The organism is Marinobacter antarcticus (assembly GCF_011049865.1).
Taxonomy (GTDB): domain Bacteria; phylum Pseudomonadota; class Gammaproteobacteria; order Pseudomonadales; family Oleiphilaceae; genus Marinobacter; species Marinobacter antarcticus_A.
Genome location: NZ_DRGY01000152.1, coordinates 39,649 through 57,363, shown reverse-complemented (window position 1 = coordinate 57,363; position 17,715 = coordinate 39,649). Strand labels below are relative to the sequence as shown.

General features: G+C 52.8%; 14 protein-coding genes. 10 read left to right on the top strand and 4 right to left on the bottom strand.

The features are described from left to right. Position 1: 1 nt before the first annotated feature. From ENI00_RS18405 to ENI00_RS18385, 5 genes are all read left to right on the top strand, one after another. Positions 2-601, top strand: a complete 600-nt coding sequence (locus ENI00_RS18405; protein WP_304105726.1) for a sugar transferase — start codon at positions 2-4, stop codon at positions 599-601. A 43-nt stretch (positions 602-644) separates the two neighbouring features. Continuing rightward, positions 645-1,271, top strand: coding sequence for an acetyltransferase (locus ENI00_RS18400; protein ID WP_304105723.1), 627 nt, complete (start codon positions 645-647; stop codon positions 1,269-1,271). Positions 1,272-1,324: 53 nt separating this feature from the next. Beyond that, positions 1,325-2,509 carry a DegT/DnrJ/EryC1/StrS family aminotransferase gene (locus ENI00_RS18395; protein ID WP_304105720.1) on the top strand — a complete coding sequence of 395 codons (1,185 nt, stop codon included), beginning with the start codon at positions 1,325-1,327 and terminating at the stop codon, positions 2,507-2,509. Continuing rightward, positions 2,502-4,442 carry a polysaccharide biosynthesis protein gene (locus ENI00_RS18390; protein ID WP_304105718.1) on the top strand — a complete coding sequence of 647 codons (1,941 nt, stop codon included), beginning with the start codon at positions 2,502-2,504 and terminating at the stop codon, positions 4,440-4,442. The genes ENI00_RS18395 and ENI00_RS18390 overlap by 8 nt, the downstream gene beginning before the upstream one ends. 253 nt (positions 4,443-4,695) lie before the next feature. Next, the gene (locus ENI00_RS18385; RefSeq protein ID WP_304105715.1) at positions 4,696-5,064 is read left to right on the top strand and encodes a histone-like nucleoid-structuring protein, MvaT/MvaU family; all 369 of its coding nucleotides are present in this window, start codon (positions 4,696-4,698) and stop codon (positions 5,062-5,064) included. A gap of 90 nt (positions 5,065-5,154) precedes the next feature. Here the strand turns inward: ENI00_RS18385 and ENI00_RS18380 are convergent, their stop codons facing one another. Together ENI00_RS18380 and ENI00_RS18375 are read right to left on the bottom strand one after the other, a co-directional pair. Beyond that, complete coding sequence (locus tag ENI00_RS18380; RefSeq protein WP_304105712.1) at positions 5,155-6,111, bottom strand: GGDEF domain-containing protein; 957 nt, start codon at positions 6,109-6,111, stop codon at positions 5,155-5,157. 3 nt (positions 6,112-6,114) lie between these two features. Continuing rightward, positions 6,115-7,146: a response regulator gene (locus tag ENI00_RS18375; protein ID WP_304105710.1), complete on the bottom strand. Its 1,032-nt coding sequence runs from the start codon at positions 7,144-7,146 to the stop codon at positions 6,115-6,117. 254 nt (positions 7,147-7,400) lie between these two features. On the opposite strand from ENI00_RS18375, the gene sbcB reads away from it, so the two are divergent. After that, on the top strand, positions 7,401-8,843 hold the full coding sequence (gene sbcB, locus ENI00_RS18370) for an exodeoxyribonuclease I (RefSeq protein WP_304105708.1): 1,443 nt from the start codon (positions 7,401-7,403) through the stop codon (positions 8,841-8,843). Positions 8,844-8,915: 72 nt separating this feature from the next. Here sbcB and ENI00_RS18365 read toward each other — a convergent pair whose 3' ends face one another. Both ENI00_RS18365 and ENI00_RS18360 read right to left on the bottom strand, forming a co-directional pair. After that, positions 8,916-10,916, bottom strand: a complete 2,001-nt coding sequence (locus tag ENI00_RS18365) for a hypothetical protein (RefSeq protein ID WP_304105705.1) — start codon at positions 10,914-10,916, stop codon at positions 8,916-8,918. Between the two features lie 26 nt (positions 10,917-10,942). Then, positions 10,943-12,409 carry a flagellin gene (locus tag ENI00_RS18360; RefSeq protein ID WP_304105702.1) on the bottom strand — a complete coding sequence of 489 codons (1,467 nt, stop codon included), beginning with the start codon at positions 12,407-12,409 and terminating at the stop codon, positions 10,943-10,945. A gap of 484 nt (positions 12,410-12,893) precedes the next feature. On the opposite strand from ENI00_RS18360, the gene ENI00_RS18355 reads away from it, so the two are divergent. The 4 genes from ENI00_RS18355 to fliS all read left to right on the top strand — a co-directional run bounded on the left by ENI00_RS18355 (position 12,894) and on the right by fliS (position 17,565). Further along, on the top strand, positions 12,894-14,375 hold the full coding sequence (locus ENI00_RS18355; protein WP_304105699.1) for a flagellin: 1,482 nt from the start codon (positions 12,894-12,896) through the stop codon (positions 14,373-14,375). A gap of 69 nt (positions 14,376-14,444) precedes the next feature. After that, a complete protein-coding gene (locus ENI00_RS18350; RefSeq protein ID WP_304105696.1) occupies positions 14,445-14,882 on the top strand; it encodes a flagellar protein FlaG in 438 nt (145 codons plus the stop codon). Positions 14,883-15,117: 235 nt separating this feature from the next. Beyond that, a complete protein-coding gene (fliD, locus tag ENI00_RS18345; protein WP_304105693.1) occupies positions 15,118-17,109 on the top strand; it encodes a flagellar filament capping protein FliD in 1,992 nt (663 codons plus the stop codon). Between the two features lie 54 nt (positions 17,110-17,163). After that, positions 17,164-17,565 (top strand): flagellar export chaperone FliS, encoded by a 402-nt coding sequence (fliS, locus tag ENI00_RS18340; RefSeq protein ID WP_304105690.1) that lies wholly within the window; start codon positions 17,164-17,166, stop codon positions 17,563-17,565. Positions 17,566-17,715 lie beyond the last annotated feature (150 nt).

Here is a 17,715-nt window from a genome sequence, read left to right as displayed (position 1 = left end):
GATGTTCAAGAGGTTGTTTGATTTAGTATTGTCACTGCCAGTCTTGGTACTTTGTTCACCACTGCTTTTTCTTTTGGTCTTGGCCATTCGCCTCAATCTTGGCGCACCCATTTTCTTCTGCCAAGCTCGTCCAGGGAAAAATGGTATTCCGTTTCAGATGATCAAATTTCGCACCATGAATAAGGCAGTTGATAGATTTGGTAACCAATTACCGGATTCGGAACGAATGACTTCTCTCGGTCGATTTCTGCGATCAACGAGTCTGGATGAACTGCCAGGGCTTTGGAATGTGCTTAAGGGTGACATGAGCCTTGTTGGTCCTCGCCCATTGTTGATGGAATACCTTCCGCTTTATTCAAAAGAACAGTACCGACGTCATGACGTTCGCCCGGGTGTGACGGGATGGGCGCAGGTAAACGGTCGTAATGCTATTTCCTGGGACGAAAAGTTCAAGTTGGACGTATGGTATGTGGATAATGGCAACTTCTGGCTTGATATAAAAATATTGTTTCTGACCGTCAAAAAGGTTTTGGTTAGAGATGGAATTACTGGTGAAGGCGAAGCAACGATGAGTAAGTTTACCGGCAGTTCAGACTCTTGAAGTTCAGGTTTTGGAATCTTAATTTCGCGTTGAGGAAATATAAATGCTTGGGCGTCTAGCCATACTCGGTGCCAGTGGCCACGGAAAGGTTGTAGCCGATGCTGCGGAAGCGGCAGGCTGGCAAGATGTTGTATTTTTTGATGATGCCTGGCCAACTGTTTTAGATAATGGCCCTTGGACTGTTATTGGCACGACTAGTGATCTCTTGAGGAGTCTCTCTGACTTTGAAGGTGTTCTGGTAGGTATTGGCAATAACACTATACGTTGGGAAAAGCTGGATTTACTCATTGAAAAAGGAGGTAGAGTTGTCTCCGTTGTGCATCCTAACGCTACTGTAAGTATACGGGCATCAATTGAACAAGGAACGGTCGTTTTTGCTGGAGTTGTTGTGAACGCTGGAGCCAATGTTGGTGCCGGTGTTATTTTGAATACTAATGCCGTGGTTGAGCACGATTGTATTCTGGGCTGTGCTTGTCATATCAGTCCCGGAGCGATTTTAGCCGGTGGTGTTAGACTGGGTAATAGCGTTTGGGTCGGCGCCAACGCAAGCCTTCGGCAATTAGTGTGTGTTGGTGATAATAGCATCATTGGCATGGGCGCAGTCGTGCTTCAAGATATAGCTGCAGGTTCAACTATGATAGGCAATCCCGCTCATTCTCTTTCGATCTGAATTTTGGCTTGTCTTGTCGGGGCTTCAATATTTCGTTTTTTAAGGATTCAAAGATGTTAAACGCTCCCTTTTCACCTTGGCCATCTTTCACTCAGGAAGAAGCGACTGAGGTTTCCCGCGTGTTGCTTTCTAATAAAGTAAATTACTGGACAGGCCAGGAATGTCGGGAGTTTGAAAAGGAATTCGCTATATTTTCAAATAGCGAATACGCCATAACAACTTCTAACGGTACGGTCGCTTTGGATCTGATTTTACAAGGTTTGAGCATCGGTGCTGGCGACGAGGTAGTGGTCACTTCCCGAACGTTTCTTGCATCAGTATCCAGCATTGTTCTGGCTGGGGCTGTTCCGGTTTTTGCGGACGTCGATGCAGACTCCCAGAATGTAACCGCTGAAAGCATTGCTGCTGTTGTGACCGATAGAACCCGCGCAGTGATTTGCGTGCATCTTGCAGGTTGGCCTTGCGATATGGATCCAATTATGGATCTGGCCGGGAAGCACGATCTGTTTGTCATCGAAGATTGCGCCCAGGCTCATGGGGCGCGATATAAAGGCCGTTCTGTAGGTTCTATCGGTCACGCCGGTGCTTGGTCATTTTGCCAGGACAAGATTATGACCACCGGGGGCGAGGGTGGTGCAGTTACCTGTAATGATCGTAACTTGTGGTCACGCATGTGGTCGTTTAAAGATCATGGTAAGAGCTGGAACGCTGTTTATGAGCGTGAGCATCCGCCAGGTTTTCGGTGGTTGCACGAGAGCTTCGGAACTAACGGGCGTATGACGGAAATGCAGGGTGTAATAGGGCGTATTCAGCTTTCCCGTATGCCGCAGTGGCGGGAAGCGCGCCAGCGGAATGCCAAAGCGATTTGGGATTGTGCGCGAGCGTTGCCCGGCTTGCGGGTACCGACCATATCCGCTGATGTCGAACATGCCGCGTATAAGTGCTACGTTTTTATAGAGCCTGAAAGGTTGGCAGAGGGCTGGAGCCGTGATCGGATACAGAGTGCGATTGTAGACGCAGGAGTACCATGCTTTTCAGGTTCTTGTTCTGAGGTGTATCTTGAGAAAGCATTTGAAGGTACAGCTTGGCGACCGGAAACACCGTTGCCTGTTGCTCACGAACTTGGGGAGATCAGTTTGATGTTTTTAGTTCACCCGACGTTAAGACACGAAGAAATTGATAAGACGTGTAATGTGTTGGCAAGCATCATGACGCAAGCAACGCTCGCCGATGTTTAAATCGTTTCTAAAGCTGTCGCGTTTCCAGAAACGTCTGGTTTCTTTGTCGGTAGATACGATTGCCCTTTCCTTCGCGCTTTGGGCCTCTTTCGCACTACGTTTAGATCAGAGCCTATGGTTGCCTGACCAAGGCCAATTACTGGTGACCGCGCTCACGGTCGTTTTCACTTTGGGTGTTTTCGTTCGCTTGGGCCTTTATCGCGCCGTTGTGCGTTACATGAGCGACCGAGCGTTCCTTACGATCATCATGGGCGTCGGCGCTTCCGCTTTGCTGCTGATTATTCTTGGCTACAGCCTTCAGGTTCAGGTTCCACGTTCCGTTCCCGTAATCTATGCGGCGCTGGCGTTCATCTTTGTGGGCGGCAGCCGCATGAGCGTGCGCATGCTGGTGCATCACACATCTAACCGGGGTAAGGAGTTGGTGGCAATTGTGGGCGCTGGTGAAACGGGCGCTCAACTAGCTAAAGCCTTGCAACACGGTACTGAGTACCAACCGGTGGTGTTCATTGGTTTGTTGCCTGCTAACCACAAGGCCCTTATTGCCGGCGTGCCGGTGTTTGCCTTGAATCATCTCGAGAAAGCTGTGCGTGTTCACGGTGTAAAGCGGTTGCTGTTGGCGTTAGATGCCGATAAGCAGGTTGATCGTCGGCAGCTTCTTAAACGTTTGGAAGAGCTCAAACTGCCGGTTCAGACGGTTCCGTCCATGTCGGAAGTGGTTGCGGGTCAGGCCCGGATTAACGACATTCGGGATTTGGAAATCGAGGATTTGTTGGGTAGAAACCCTGTGCGGCCCGATAACGCTCAGGTTGCGTCCAGTTTGTATAAAAAAGCCGTGATGGTAACCGGCGCTGGCGGCTCTATTGGTTCGGAGCTTTGCCGGCAGATCATTCATCACCGGCCGCGGGTTCTGGTTTTGTTTGAGCAATCCGAGTTTTCCCTGTACGCCATTGAGCGGGAGTTGCAGGCTATTAACCGGATTGAGGGGCTGGATGTCGAGATTCATCCCCTGCTTGGTAGCGTGGTTCATCGTCGTCGGTGTGAAATGGTGATGCGCAGTTTCCAGATCCAGACGGTTTACCATGCGGCTGCTTATAAGCACGTGCCGCTGGTTGAACACAACGTGATTGAAGGGGTTCAGAACAATACGTTTGGCACCTTGCATGCGGCAGAGGCGGCTATCTCGGCCGGCGTTGAGCGGTTTGTTCTGATCTCAACCGATAAGGCAGTTCGCCCGACCAATGTAATGGGCGCGAGCAAGCGGATGGCGGAGTTGGTTCTGCAGGGTTTGGCGCAGCGTCAGAATAAAACGATTTTCTCGATGGTGCGTTTTGGCAATGTATTGGGTTCTTCCGGTTCCGTGGTGCCTTTGTTCCGCGATCAGATTCGCGACGGCGGGCCGATTACGGTAACGCACAAGGATATCATCCGGTATTTCATGACCATCCCTGAGGCCAGCCAGCTGGTGTTGCAAGCCGGCAGTATGGGCCGCGGTGGTGAGGTGTTTGTGTTGGATATGGGCGAGCCGGTGAAGATTGCGGATTTGGCGCGCAAGATGATTCATCTGATGGGGCTTGTGGAAAAAACGCTGGAGCAACCAGAAGGAGACATCGAAGTTGTTTTCACAGGATTGCGGCCAGGGGAAAAACTCTTTGAAGAGCTGCTGATTGGTGACAATCCCCAAGGTACGTCTCATCCTCGTATTATGATGGCGCGTGAAGTATCGATGGCTTGGGAAGATTTGGAAATTGTGTTGAGCAAACTGTCACGGGCCAGTCAGGAATTTGATTGCAGTCAGATTGTTGAAACGTTGAAAAGTGCGCCCACGGGATTTACACCGAATGGCAATGTGGCCGACCTTGTGTGGTGTAACGGTGGACATGATGTCCCCGTCGCTCATGACGCCACGGGGAAGGTACACCGGCTTCCTATTTGATTTCTCATAGGCTTACATGCGCACTGAATACAAGGTTTGTGATGCGTTATCAGTGTGTAGGTATATCCCGTAATCAATGTACGTAATACACTAAGCCTTGCAATTAAGACCGGCCAAATGAATAGTCTTTGCCATATATAACTTAATGAATTACTATTCATTTGATTTTAAAATTCCCTTGAGCCGAATGGCGCTATGTTCTATGGCCCGGTTTAGGTTTTAGAGCTCACTGAAAACATAAGGTTTTAATTCCATGGCAAAGATTAACGACTACTACCAGAAGAAGCAGCTTATGGAAAAGCTTGCAGCTGAGATCAATCAACTGGAACAGGATCAGGCGCTAAAGCATGAACTGGCGTTTGAAAACAGCATTCGTGAGTTGATGAATGAATATGACAAGTCTCCGAAGCATGTGCTTCAGATTCTGGCCGCCATTGATCCCACCATTGTGGGTGCCAAGGCCGAAGGTAGCACCAGCACACGTGCCAAGCGCCCTATGAAAACCTACAAGAACCCCAAAACCGGTGAAGTGGTGGAAACCCGCGGCGGTAACCATAAGGTTCTGAATGAGTGGCGTGAAAAGCACGGCAAAGAAGCGGTACAGAGCTGGCAGCAAAATTGATCTGCTAAGTATTTTAAAAGAGGTCAGATGTTTACAGCATCTGGCCTCTTTTTTTTGGATTAAAACGTTTCGAATGATAACTCAACATAACTATTCAAAAACGACGACGCAATTTCTTCCGCCTTCCTTAGCCGCGTACAAAGCGTCGTCTGCCTGTTGCATCCATTGCATATAGCTTTTAGCCGTATCGTTCAGTTGTGCAATGCCTATGCTCACCGTATAACTGATAGGTGCGATAGCCGTTTGCACCAAGCTATTTTCAATGCTTTCCCGTATTCGTTCACATATTATGCGAGCGCCTTCCGCATCGGTTTCTGGTAACACCACTCCAAATTCCTCGCCACCATAACGGCCAATACTGTCGGATTGTCGTAAATTGCTTTTGGCCGTTGCGGCGGTATGTTTAATGACTTCATCCCCTGCAAGGTGACCGTGGCTATCGTTTACTTTTTTGAAGAAGTCGATATCAAACATAACCAGGCTGGTTGCCTGACTGTAGCGGCGATATCGTTCGAACTCCGCGTCGACCAGGTTCTCCCAGGTGCCCCGGTTCAACAGGCCGGTTAACCGGTCGGTCATGCTGAGTTTGGCAAGTTGTTCGTTGGCCCGCTCAAGCGCTCGTTTGCCGGTGGCAATATCGGTTACGTCGTAAACCATGAGGCACACCTTCTCTACCTGCCCGGTGCTGCCGGAAAGCGGGCTGATGGTGAGGTTCTGGTACATATAATCTTCAGTGCCGGTGATGGGGCGGGTATTGCGAAACTGAAACAGGTAGGGCCGTTGCTCCCAGGAGGTGAATGCCCGAGTGTCCAGTAAGGCGACGGCGTCCACTTTGCGGGTAAGCCAGGCCTGGGGTATGTCGGGGAATAACTCAAACAAGACGCGGTTTCGAATTTTACTGGAGGTGATGCCGCTGTGGTTCTCCATAAAGCTGTTCCACGCCTGCACCCGGAATTCCAGATCCAGCACCACCAGACCCACTTCGACGGATTCCAGCATATCCACCAGCCAGTGGAAGGATTGAGCTTCAGATTCGTTTGTGGTCATGGTTTATTCCACCAGGTATTGGAGGCGTTGTTCAAGATAGGGCACCGAATCTTCTGTGAGCAAAACCAGCATGTCGCATTGTATGTTCCGCTCTTCGAGTGCGTAGCTGATTTCAATGCACAGAAGTTGTTCTTCCCGGGAGTTCTGATGCTCGAGCAGTTCGGTGATTTGTCGGTGCTGACCCAACACGCTGGGATGGCCAAGGCCGAGTTTGAGATCGAGCTGATCACCCATGCCTTTTAGGAAGGCTCCGAACAGGATGCTGGACATATCCATCAGCACTTCCACGTTGACGGACTCGCCATCAATGGCATCGTAGTGGAGGAGTTCGGCCATTTCCTGGAAGCTGGCGTCTGCAAACAGCAGAAGTGCTTCGCCTGCGATGCCCGCGCCGGTGAAACCCTGGCACACGGCAGAATAGGTATCGCTGTTGTGGGCGGCCGAGATAACCATGTGGAGTTCGGAGTTGGCAATAAAATCGACTTTCGGAATGGGCTGCTTCACGAATACCCGCAACAGCCGGGCAAGCAGATCGGATGAACGCCCCATCGCAACGTTGGAAACTTCCTGCAGGTAGTCGTTCAATGAAACCGAGATTTCCCGGGCCTGGGTTTCGTTGCCAACATTGAGCGCGCCATCGCTCAGCGCTGCGTTTTCAAGATCCCCCGGGCGGTAGAAGCCGTAATCGGCGAGCAGGCTGAGCACCAGAGCCAGGTCGGTAGGTTTTTTTATAAAATCGATGGCGCCGAGCTTGCGCACCCGTTCACGGGCTTCTGGCTGTATATCGCCAGACACCACGATGGTCATGATGGGCAGGTCTTCTGCCAGCACCCGTTCCAGAACTTCGTAGCCGTCCATCTCTGGCATGTTGAGGTCCAGAAACATCAGGTCGGCCTCGTGGGCGCGCAGCTTTGTGAGCGCTTCAACCCCGTTATTGGCAAACAGGATTTGATCGGCCATTCCAACGGGCAGGGCCCGGGCCATTTGTTTTCTGGCGAGGGCGGAATCGTCGCAGATAAGTATGCGTGTGGTCATGGCTGTGGCCAAAAAGAATTGAATAACTTTTCATTTATTATAGCAGCACGCAAAAATATGTACACATAAACTACATTTTTTAGGTGCTTTGGTGTGGGTGAGTGTAACGGATTGTTACCTGCCATTGCGAGTGAGGTGTTGGATAGTTTGTGTTCATTAATCTGGCAGTTTGCGGGGGTGGATGTACTTGAATGCCGGCGCTGGGCTAGAATCGGTCGGCTTGACCTTACTCAATGACCTGTTGGAGCCTGGCTTTGATCCGCTCTTTTTATTGGCACGATTACGAAACGTTTGGCGTCGACCCGGTTCATGACCGGCCCTCGCAGTTTGCCGGTGTGCGAACCGATGCGGATCTCAATATTATTGAGGAGCCTCTGGTTATTTACTGCAAGCCGACAGACGATTATTTGCCGTCACCGGAAGCCTGCCTGATAACCGGCATCACCCCCCAGAAAGCCATGGAGGAGGGCTATCCGGAAGCTGAGTTTATCGCGCAGATTAACGAAGCCTTCAGCCAGCCGGGCACCTGTGTGGTGGGTTACAACAGCCTGCGCTTTGATGATGAGGTAACTCGCCATACCCTCTACCGCAACCTGCGTGATCCTTACGCCCGGGAATGGCAGAACGATAACTCCCGCTGGGACATTATTGACATGGTGCGGCTAACCTATGCGCTTCGGCCTGAAGGCATTGTTTGGCCGCGCAAAGACGATGGCAGCCCCAGTTTCAAGCTGGAAGCGTTGACCACCGCCAACGGCATCGCACACGAAGCCGCGCACGATGCGATGTCGGATGTGGAGGCCACCCTGGCCGTTGCGAAACTGATCCGGGAAAAACAGCCGAAGCTGTTCGATTTTGTTCTGAACAACAAAGACAAACACTCCGCCCGGGGCATGCTGGACACCGCCGCCATGAAGCCGGTATTCCACATTTCCGCCAAATACCCGGCCACTCGCGGCTGCTGCGCCATGGTTGCCCCGCTGGCCGAACACCCCACGAACAAAAACCTGGTGATTGTTTACGACCTGCGCGAAGACCCGAGCGAGTTGATTAACGCCACGCCGGAGCAGATACGCGAGCGGGTATTTACCTCTCAGGCGCAGTTGGGAGACACGAAGCGGTTTCCCCTGAAAAGCGTGCAGCTGAATAAATGCCCGGTGCTGGCGCCTGCTAACATGCTCACCACGCTGTCTGCTGAAAGGTTGGAAGAGCTTGAGCTGAACGGTGAAACGCTTCGCGCCAATCTCGCGCTGTTGAGACAATCCCAAGGCCTGCAGGAGAGAATTGCAGAGGCGTTCGATCAGCCCCATGAAAGCGACCTGACCGATCCAGACGAACAGCTCTACGCAGGCGGTTTTATTTCTCCGGCGGATCGCAGTGAGCTGAATCGCGTGTTGAAAACGCCGCCGGAAGCGCTGGTGGATGAGGTTTTTAACTTCAAAGATGAAGGCCTGCAGGAACTCCTGTTTCGCTATCGCGCTCGTAACTACCCGGATTCGCTTACCAGCGAAGAAAGTGAGCGCTGGGAAACGTTTCGCACTCAACGATTGATGGCCCCGAAAAAAGGTTGGCTCTCGCTTGAGGCGTTTGGGCTTGAGCTACAGAGACTGGCCAGCGATCCGGAGTTGACGCCGCACAACCAGCAGATTCTGGAGGATCTGCATTTGTATGGGGAATCCTTGATTCCTTATATCTAGAAGAATGTTGGCCCCTCTCCTGTGAGGGAGAGGGGCCTGAGGCGGTCCGATCATTCGAGGGGGGTGTTCTACTCACCGCCGCCGCTGAAAGTACACACTGAGGTTCTGTCCCATCAAACTCTGCACCTCGCTGCCCAGCGCCTCCGCCTGGATCTGCGTTTGCACGGGTTTAGTGGCAAGGCTGTGGCCATCTTCGTCACGGGCCTTTACCAGCTTCCATTCCACTTCGTTGCTCACCATCGCCATCAGATCCTTAAGCTGCGTCTCATCTTGCGGCTTAAACCAGCGATCGCGACATCCGCCCAGGCTGTAGAAATCGTCTTCATTGGCAAGCGCCTGCCAAGTCACATCTTGTCGGTTTGTTAGCACCATCCGGCGGAGTTGGCGCAGCGTAGAGCGGGTTGGTTGCAGGCCGTGTTCGGTAATCAGTTTGCGCATTTGCTGGTCGCCGGCTGTCTGTTCTGCGATGGCGGTATGCAGGTGAACGACGGCGCCTGAACCGGACGCGCTGTTCACCAGGGCGGCCAGTGAGAGTTCGGTCATGGCTGGGGAGGGCAGGCGGCCGACTTCTATCCAGTGTACCTGATGGCCATCCGCTACAAACTGCTGAGCGATGGACCAGGGCCAGAACACAATATTGCGGGTCTCGGACTCGGCCGCCATGCGGGTGGCTTTGGCGATGTTGGCCAGGGATTCATCCACTGCAATGACTTCCACATCTGCCAGGTACCGCGCCAGTTCCATAGCCCGCTGGCCCGATTGGGCGCCGCACACCATGATGCGCAAGGTGTCCGGGAGCTTGTCTGTGGCTATTCCTAACTCCGCTGCCATCAGCGACTTCAGACTGGTTTCAGCGCGATAGGCCAGTGTTGACCAGGCAGGCCAGGCCTGCGGAACGTCGGTTCTATCCAGGCAAAGCTCGTCCGCTTTTTCATCAAAGCACTGTTTGATGTCTTCTTCTTCGGACCGATGGTAATAGCTGGCGGCCAGAACTGGCTGAAGTGCCAGCGGCCAGTCCACCGGGTTCCATTGTCCGAGCTGCACTGCAAAATCTTGATGAAACAGGGCGCCGTACATGGCGCTGATCATCAGCGAGCCAGTCAAGGCTTCCTGAGATTCGCCCATAACAATTTGTGCTTTGAGGCTGCTATTGACGGTCTCTACCAGCCGCTCTTCGTCATCTTCGGCTGCCAGCGCGTAGCCCGTGCGGTCTGCATACTGTGCGATCGCAAGTGTAAGTGGCTGCAGTTCATCGCGAAGCTCAACGGTTTGTGCGACTTCCGCCAGAATGGCGCGGCGCAGCATGGCCACAAGCTCTTCCACGGCAGGATCTGGCATGAGCGTTTTTTGCAGTGCCAGAATCAGAAGTGCATCGTTACTGGCCGCCTCCAGGACGATCTCTGCCTCAGGATTATCCAGGTTGTATTGCTGACGGATAATGGCACCGACAAACCGTCCGATCTCCTGATGGGGCAGGCCTTCGTGCTTGAGCAGAGCAATCGCGTCCAGAGCCAGATCGCTGTCGGCTTTATTGACCGCGAGGTGTTGAGCGCACGTGAACATGCCGCTGTAAACCGAATCCCACTCCGTACCCGCTTCCAGAAGCCTGCGATAGTGCAGGTAGGCTACATCAAATTGCCCCTGCAGCCGCTTGGCGTGGGCCACGCCGCAAAAAGCGGCGGCGGATTGCCGGTCGCAGTCCAGCGCCTGCACGAAGTGCTGTTCTGCCAAGGCCGGCCGTTCGGTTTTAAGCGCCCAGTATCCGAGGTTGGCATACTGCTGTGCCTGATTCGGTTGAGCTTCCAGGCTAGCGCTGAAAAGCCCATGTGCATTTTCAAGTTGCCCGTCGTCCATTTCGACACGCCCCAGCAACCCCAAGGCAACGGCACTGTTTGGTTCAAGCGCAATCACCTCTTCCAGGTACACACGGCATTCCTGTCGGGCCTGCAGGCGTTGAATATGACTGAGGCCGTTGCTGTTTGACTCACCGTAGGCAAGGTTAGCCTGCAGAAGCAGGCGAGCCGCGTGCCCCGGTTGGGAGTTGGATTCCTGAATGTGATGCTTGGCGTGCATGGGATACCTCATCTTGACGCTTGTCGTTAGCCTTGCAGCAACTGGAGAACCTGCTGTGGCCGCGCGTTAGCCTGGGCTAATACCGATAGACCGGCCTGCTGGAGTACCTGAGTACGAGCCAGTTCGGCAGATTCGGCGGCGAAGTCGGCGTCGCGGATTCGGCTGTTAGAGGCAGAGAGGTTCTCTGCGGTTGTTGCCAGGTTCGCAATGGTGGATTCGAAGCGGTTCTGGACCGCACCGAGTTCGGCGCGAAAGCCGTTGATCTTATCGATCGCATAATCAATAGAGACCATGGTGCGGTCGGCCCCGTCTGGCGTCGATATGTCCGTGTTGTTGAGCGAAACGGTATTGTTCGCAGCGGTATACGATCCCGTCAGATCAATATCGTTAGCAGCATCGCCGTTAAGATCGGACGTGACCTGAACGTCGATGTCGCCCCCGAACTGAGATGAGAAAACGATTTCACTGTTCGTTCTGTCGAGGTTCGCCTCTACGCCTGTTTCGTTTGATTTGGCGTTGATTGCACCGACCAGATCGTTAAGTGAGCTGACGTCTGCAGATGAAAATGAAACGCCGTTTATGGTGAAATCCACAGCCGCTGACTGGTTTGACTTGAAATAGTCAGAAAGGGTGCCACCTTCCGATTTAAGCGCTTGGGTAAACGTGCTAGCCGGAGGCCCGTCGGCATCGGTCAAATCGAGTGACACGGGTACGGTTTCGCCTGAGCTGTTGGTAAATGTCAGGGTGTCGGATCCGGTATCCCCGGAAACGGCAATGTCCGGAAAGTCTGTGGCTATTGCGGTCTGTATATCTGCGGCCAGGGAGGCAATGTCGTCGCCAGCCGTCGTGGTAACGGTATACGGGTTGCCATCAATTTCCAGCGATGCGGTAACGACGGTTGAATAATCAAGACCCGTTGCGTTTGTTTCGTTCTGGAAAGGCACTATTTTCGATGCAAAGCCGGTTGTGGTTCCTATCGTTGCGCCAAGTTGGCTGCCTCTTGAATCCAGCCCGCTGATGCCGATTGTTTCACCCGCGTTGGCTCCCACCTGGAACGTTTGCGTTCCAAACGTTCCATCAAGCACTTTGAGCCCGTTAAACGAGGTTTGGCTTGCGATACGGTTGATCTCATCAACCCGCTGCTGTACTTCCTGGTTCAGGGCCTGGCGATCAGAGATGCTGTTGGTCGCGTTGGCTGACTGTACGGCGAGTTCACGAATTCGCTGCAGGTTATTGGTGATCTCATCCATGGCGCCTTCGGCAGTTTGTGCCAGGGAGATGCCGTCGTTGGCATTTCGCTGCGCCTGGTTCAGGCCCGCAATCTGTGATTGGAAACGTTCCGAAATGGCAAGACCGGCGGCATCGTCTTTCGCCGAGTTAATGCGCAAACCTGAAGACAGGCGCTCCAGAGCCGTATTGGCCTGAGTTTGTGAAGCGTTCAAGTTACGCTGCGCGTTCAGTGAGGCAATGTTGGTGTTAATGACTTGAGGCATATCTAATCTCCCTACTCAGAGGTGCCGGGCCACGCTGCTTCTTATAGTGCTTAGGGCAACATACCGGCAAAGAATCGTTAAAGGACCGTTTTGATGAGGTAAAGCGAAGTGTGTGCCAGTTTTTGGATCTTTAGTTCAACTCGCTGATTGTGTGATGTTTTTGCTTTTTAGGAGGGCGGGTTTTGTACGCGTTTGCCAGATTTTCGGCAGCATTGGCAGGAAGGAGGTTGCCGCTTTTTCGGTGGCTCACTCTGTAATCATCGTATTTTTTTAAAATACATTAAAAATAAAAAAATATTTAAAAACATATAGTTATTTATATTTTTATGGAATTTTACATTCCTTTACAAAATCCTCCGTTCTTTTTCTAAAGCACCTGACTGTGCTGCCGTTAAGTATTTCAACAAGGCGGCGCTTCCAAACCTAAAAAACGGACGCCAGACCTTTTCCATGAAATAACGACTTCTGTCGAAGGGGAAGCATTATGGCTCTCGGAATTAACACTAACGTCGCTTCATTGAACGCTCAGAACCAATTGGGCAAATCTCAAAGCATTAATGATCAGGCGCTTCAGCGGTTGTCTTCTGGCTTGCGGATTAACTCGGCGAAAGACGATGCCGCCGGTCTTGCAATTTCAACTCGTTTTCAATCGCAGATTTCTGGTCTCAACGTTGCTCAGCGCAACGCAAATGACGGTATCTCTCTAGCACAAACTGCCGAAGGCGCCTTGGATGAGATCACCAATAACCTGCAGCGTATTCGTGAGTTGTCTGTTCAGTCTGCTAACGCGACAAACAGCGCCTCGGATCGCTCCGCACTGAACCAGGAAGTAAGCCAGCGCATTGAAGAAATCGACCGCATTGCATCGCAGACTTCGTTTAACGGTTTGAAAGTATTGGATGGTAACTTTGGACTGGCAGACTTCCAAGTAGGCGCGAACGCTGGTGAGACAATTTCTGTAAACCTCAGTCAGGGAACCAGAGCTAACCAAATCGGGCAGATTGCAGAAGGCACCGGTGCAAGGGGCACCTTCGGCACTGGCTTGTCAGGAACCGGCACAATTCAAGTCGGATCTGGCGAAACCTATAATATCGGCAGTTCGGTTGCTGGTACTGAAGCTGGCCAATCAGCGAGCAGCGCCTACGCAAAAGCTGAATCAATAAAAAGCGCGGGAATTTCCGGGTTGACTGTTAGCGCGCAGAATACAGCGTCATATGACCTAACTGCGATTTCAGGTGATGATGCCGACACCTACGCGTTGGATATAAACGGTGAAACTATATTCGCCACTACCGATCTAACGGCGGGTATAACTGCTGAGCAAGTGAAGAATGCTGTCAACGACGCATCGAGCAAAACCGGTGTGACAGCGTCATTGGATGCCGGAACTCTAACGTTGACCTCCGTTGATGGGCGCGACATTACCGTGAATCAGGCGCTCACTGAAGGTGCGGGAACTCCGGCAGTTACGGTTGCTGGCGGGCTTGCTGTTGGTACCAACGACTCTGTGCTGGGAACTACGGCGAGTGCTGTAGCGGGCGCCGGCAATACCAATGTTGGCACGGTTACGTTGAGCGCATCTGAGTCCATCGAAATCGCGGCTGACGCAGCGGCACTGGGCTTCTCGGGATCGGTCATTTCCAAGGACACTTCGACTCTTAGCAATGTAGACATCAGCGATGTTGCAGGCGCCAACGATGCAATCAAACGCATTGACTCGGCGCTGACGTCTGTCAATGGATTGCGCGGTGATTTGGGTGCGATTCAGAACCGTTTTGAATCTACCATTGCCAACTTGGGGACGTCTGTAGAGAACCTGAGCGCAGCTAACAGCCGTATTCTGGACGCCGACTTCGCCGCAGAAACAGCGAAGCTGTCCAAGTCCCAGGTACTGCAGCAGGCTGGTATCTCGGTACTGGCGCAGGCCAACGCCCGCCCGCAGCAGGTTCTATCTCTGCTTCAGTAAGGGATTAGCGGTAACGGCCGGAACCCTCGGGTTCCGGCTTTAAGCCGTTTCAGGACAGTGAGGTGAGCTATGAATGACGTTAACCTGAATAGCCCGGATCTGAAACCGGTTCGCGCCAGTGCGCAAGCGCCGGCTAGGGCAATGTCGTCATCTCAGGCCGAAGGCAGGAATGCCTCCGAGCTTGTTTCTTTATCGGCTGGATCCGAGGCCGTTGCAAAACCAATACCTTCCGTTCAAAGCGTTTCCAAAGCAGAACAGCTCAAGAAGCAAAATGAGGCTGAACGGGAAGAGTTGAATGCAGCGGTTTCGCAACTGAACGATTACGTTCAGAACGTCCAGCGGGATTTGCAGTTTGAGGTGGATAACGACCGCGGGCAAACCATCGTTCGGGTGGTTGACCAACAAACCCGGGAAGTGATTCGCCAGATTCCGGATGAAGTGGCGGTGAGGTTGGCAGAGAAATTGCATCAGGACGAACCGCTGACGTTGTTTAACATCAAAGTGTAAAAAGCGCAGATTGTTACCGCTTTTGTTCTGATGTTAGCAATGGTTGTACAGCACCGCCGCACCTGCAAGGGGCCGGCGGTGTTCTGCTTTTTGGCTTTTACATCATAAGCCTGCGAGCAAGGAGCTTGGGCGTTGTCCCAGGTTACAAAATTATACGGTAAAGTGGGCAAAGTTTTGCCGCTTGCGGCCGTTAAAGACAGTATAAAGCGATTGGCCCCTTAAAGGAGGCATTGGTATGGCAGGTCTTTCATCACTGGGGATTGGGTCTGGCGTGTTGACGTCCGATCTTGTGGATCAGTTGGTTGCGGCAGAACGCGCGCCAACTGACAGCCGGTTGGCCAATAAAACCCAGCAATCAGAAGCAATGCTGTCTGCCTATGGCAAGCTGCGCAGCGCTATTACCGAACTGCGCCTGCCGATGCGCCAACTGAGTGCTGCAGACAACCTGAAGGCGTTTTCCGCGACCTCCTCCAATGAAGACATTGGCGTTTCAGTGGATAGCACAAAAGCCAGTCGCGGCAGCTATAGCCTGGATGTAACCAGCTTGGCCTCCGCCCAGGCATTGGCATCGCGCGATGTGTTCGCGGATCGTGATACAGCGCCGGTTGGCGAGGGTACGCTGACCCTGTCGGTAGGCGATAAAGCCGCCACGATCACCATCGATAGCAGCAATAATTCTCTGCAAGGCTTAGCCAACGCCATTAATGATGCCGGTGCAGGTGTGTCTGCGGGTGTGATTGATACCGGCAGCGGCTTTCAGCTTGTGCTTTCTGCGGATGAAACGGGTACCGCCAACGCCGTGAGCATTACAGCCAACGATAGCGATGACACCGATTTCGACGGCGCCGGCTTGTCGCGTTTTGCCTTTAACGCAGACATGGGCGCAGGCGCGGGCTTTGATGAAACCATTGCCGCTGCCGATGCGGTAATGAAGATCAACGGCATTGAAGTAACCCGTTCTACCAATAATTTTGAGAATGTCATTGATGGCCTGTCGTTCAGCATCAAGGACATCGGCACTTCCACGGTAAAAGTCAGCCAGGATTTAGGGGCGGTCACAGACCGGGTGCAGGGCTTTGTAGACAAGTTTAATGCGCTGCAATCTACCATAGACAGTTTGGCTGGGTTCAACAGCGAGGCCGGTGTGGGCAGTTTGCTCACCGGCGACAGCACTGTGCGAGCGCTTCAAGGGCAACTGCGACAGGTGCTTACCGGCGTGGTGCCGGGCCTTGAAAACGCCAATGTGCGCAGCCTCGCAGACGTTGGAATTTCTACGGATCCCAGCACAGGCGCTTTGGAATTCGACCGTGAAAAATTTGAGACTGAGCTGAAGAACAACCCGGATGATGTGACGGCACTGTTTGCAGAACAGGGCCGGGCGACTGATGGCCAAGTAGAATTTGTGCGCAGCGGCACCAACACCCAGGCGGGAAAGTACGATATAAACGTTACCCAGGTGGCCACACAGGGCAAGTTGGTTGGTGGCTCCGGGGTGGCCGACACGGTCACGATCGATGACAGTAATGATGAGTTCACACTCGAGATTAACCGCGACATTTCGGTAAATCTGAAGCTTGCCCAGGGGGCGAGCGTTTCTCGCGAAGCGTTGGTGGCTGATATTCAGGCGCAACTGGATAGCGGCATTAACGCGGGTTTAAGTGACTCTGGCGAAGCCGTGCAAGTGGGGCTGGATAGCAATAACAAGCTAACGTTTACCTCTGGCAAATACGGTGCCGAATCGAGCGTTAGCGTCACGTCTGTGGAAAGCGGTACGGCTTTTGGTCTCTCTGTGGCGAGCGGGGAAGACGGTCAGGATATTGCTGGCACCATCGGCGGCCAGGTAGCCAAGGGTGATGGCCAGGTGTTGTATCTTGGCGCAGACAACGGCCCGGCCTCTGGGTTGCAGGTGCGTGTTCTGGGCGACCAGACCGGCAATCGTGGTTCCATCAATTTTGTACAGGGCATTGGCAAGAGTACGGTTGATCTGGTCAACAGCTTTGTGGGCGCCGAAGGCAAGCTTGACACACGTACCAGCAGCCTTAACCGTGAATTGGAGAAAATTCAGGAGAGCCAGGTAAAGCTGGACGTGAGAATTGAATCATACCGAGAGCGCTTGGTGAAGCAGTTCAGCTCCGCCGACTCGCTGATTTCCCGGCTTAATAACACCCGAGATTACGTGACCCAGCAGCTCGATGCGCTGGCTCCTCAGAATTTCAACAAGAAATAATTCCGACTAACGCTTAGACAATTCCGGCGTGGCCGGTGATAAACGAGGTTAAGTATGAACGGTTTACAAGCTTACCAACGTGTAAATACCCAAACCAGCATCACCGATGCGGATCCGCACAAGCTGATTCAGTTGCTGTATAACGGCGCACTTGAGCGAATCAATATGGCCAAGGCCCGCATGCAGGCGAAGGACTATGCGGGAAAGGGAAAACTGATCTCCAAAGCCATGGAAATTGTGGGCGGCCTGCGCAGCTTTCTGGATTTCGAAAAGGGTGGTGATCTGGCCGTTCGGCTGGAAGCTCTGTATGACTACATGGAGCGCACCTTGTTTGAAGCGAACGCCAAAAATGATGTGGCCAAGCTGGATGAGGTAGCAGACCTGCTGCGCTCCATCAAAGGCGGCTGGGATGGCATTCGCGAAGAGGCTGTGGAGCAGTCGGCCCAGATTGGTTGATTTGAACTTACCCCCTCCCGAAGCGTCGGACCGCCCCAACCCCTCTCCCGCAACGGGAGAGGGGAGAAGTAGCGTGCAATAGCCAACTCCCCCGCACTCCCGTACAATATCGCCCTTCTTTTCGATACATCCATTCTGTTCAGTCTGGAG

Bases quoted from the DNA above. Each gene is read 5' to 3' on its own strand.
- ENI00_RS18405 (WP_304105726.1), top strand. From the start codon at position 2: ATGTTCAAGAGGTTGTTTGATTTAGTATTGTCACTGCCAGTCTTGGTA.
- ENI00_RS18400 (WP_304105723.1), top strand. From the start codon at position 645: ATGCTTGGGCGTCTAGCCATACTCGGTGCCAGTGGCCACGGAAAGGTT.
- ENI00_RS18395 (WP_304105720.1), top strand. From the start codon at position 1,325: ATGTTAAACGCTCCCTTTTCACCTTGGCCATCTTTCACTCAGGAAGAA.
- ENI00_RS18390 (WP_304105718.1), top strand. From the start codon at position 2,502: ATGTTTAAATCGTTTCTAAAGCTGTCGCGTTTCCAGAAACGTCTGGTT.
- ENI00_RS18385 (WP_304105715.1), top strand. From the start codon at position 4,696: ATGGCAAAGATTAACGACTACTACCAGAAGAAGCAGCTTATGGAAAAG.
- ENI00_RS18380 (WP_304105712.1), bottom strand. From the start codon at position 6,111: ATGACCACAAACGAATCTGAAGCTCAATCCTTCCACTGGCTGGTGGAT.
- ENI00_RS18375 (WP_304105710.1), bottom strand. From the start codon at position 7,146: ATGACCACACGCATACTTATCTGCGACGATTCCGCCCTCGCCAGAAAA.
- ENI00_RS18365 (WP_304105705.1), bottom strand. From the start codon at position 10,916: ATGCACGCCAAGCATCACATTCAGGAATCCAACTCCCAACCGGGGCAC.
- ENI00_RS18360 (WP_304105702.1), bottom strand. From the start codon at position 12,409: ATGCCTCAAGTCATTAACACCAACATTGCCTCACTGAACGCGCAGCGT.
- ENI00_RS18355 (WP_304105699.1), top strand. From the start codon at position 12,894: ATGGCTCTCGGAATTAACACTAACGTCGCTTCATTGAACGCTCAGAAC.
- ENI00_RS18350 (WP_304105696.1), top strand. From the start codon at position 14,445: ATGAATGACGTTAACCTGAATAGCCCGGATCTGAAACCGGTTCGCGCC.
- fliD (WP_304105693.1), top strand. From the start codon at position 15,118: ATGGCAGGTCTTTCATCACTGGGGATTGGGTCTGGCGTGTTGACGTCC.
- fliS (WP_304105690.1), top strand. From the start codon at position 17,164: ATGAACGGTTTACAAGCTTACCAACGTGTAAATACCCAAACCAGCATC.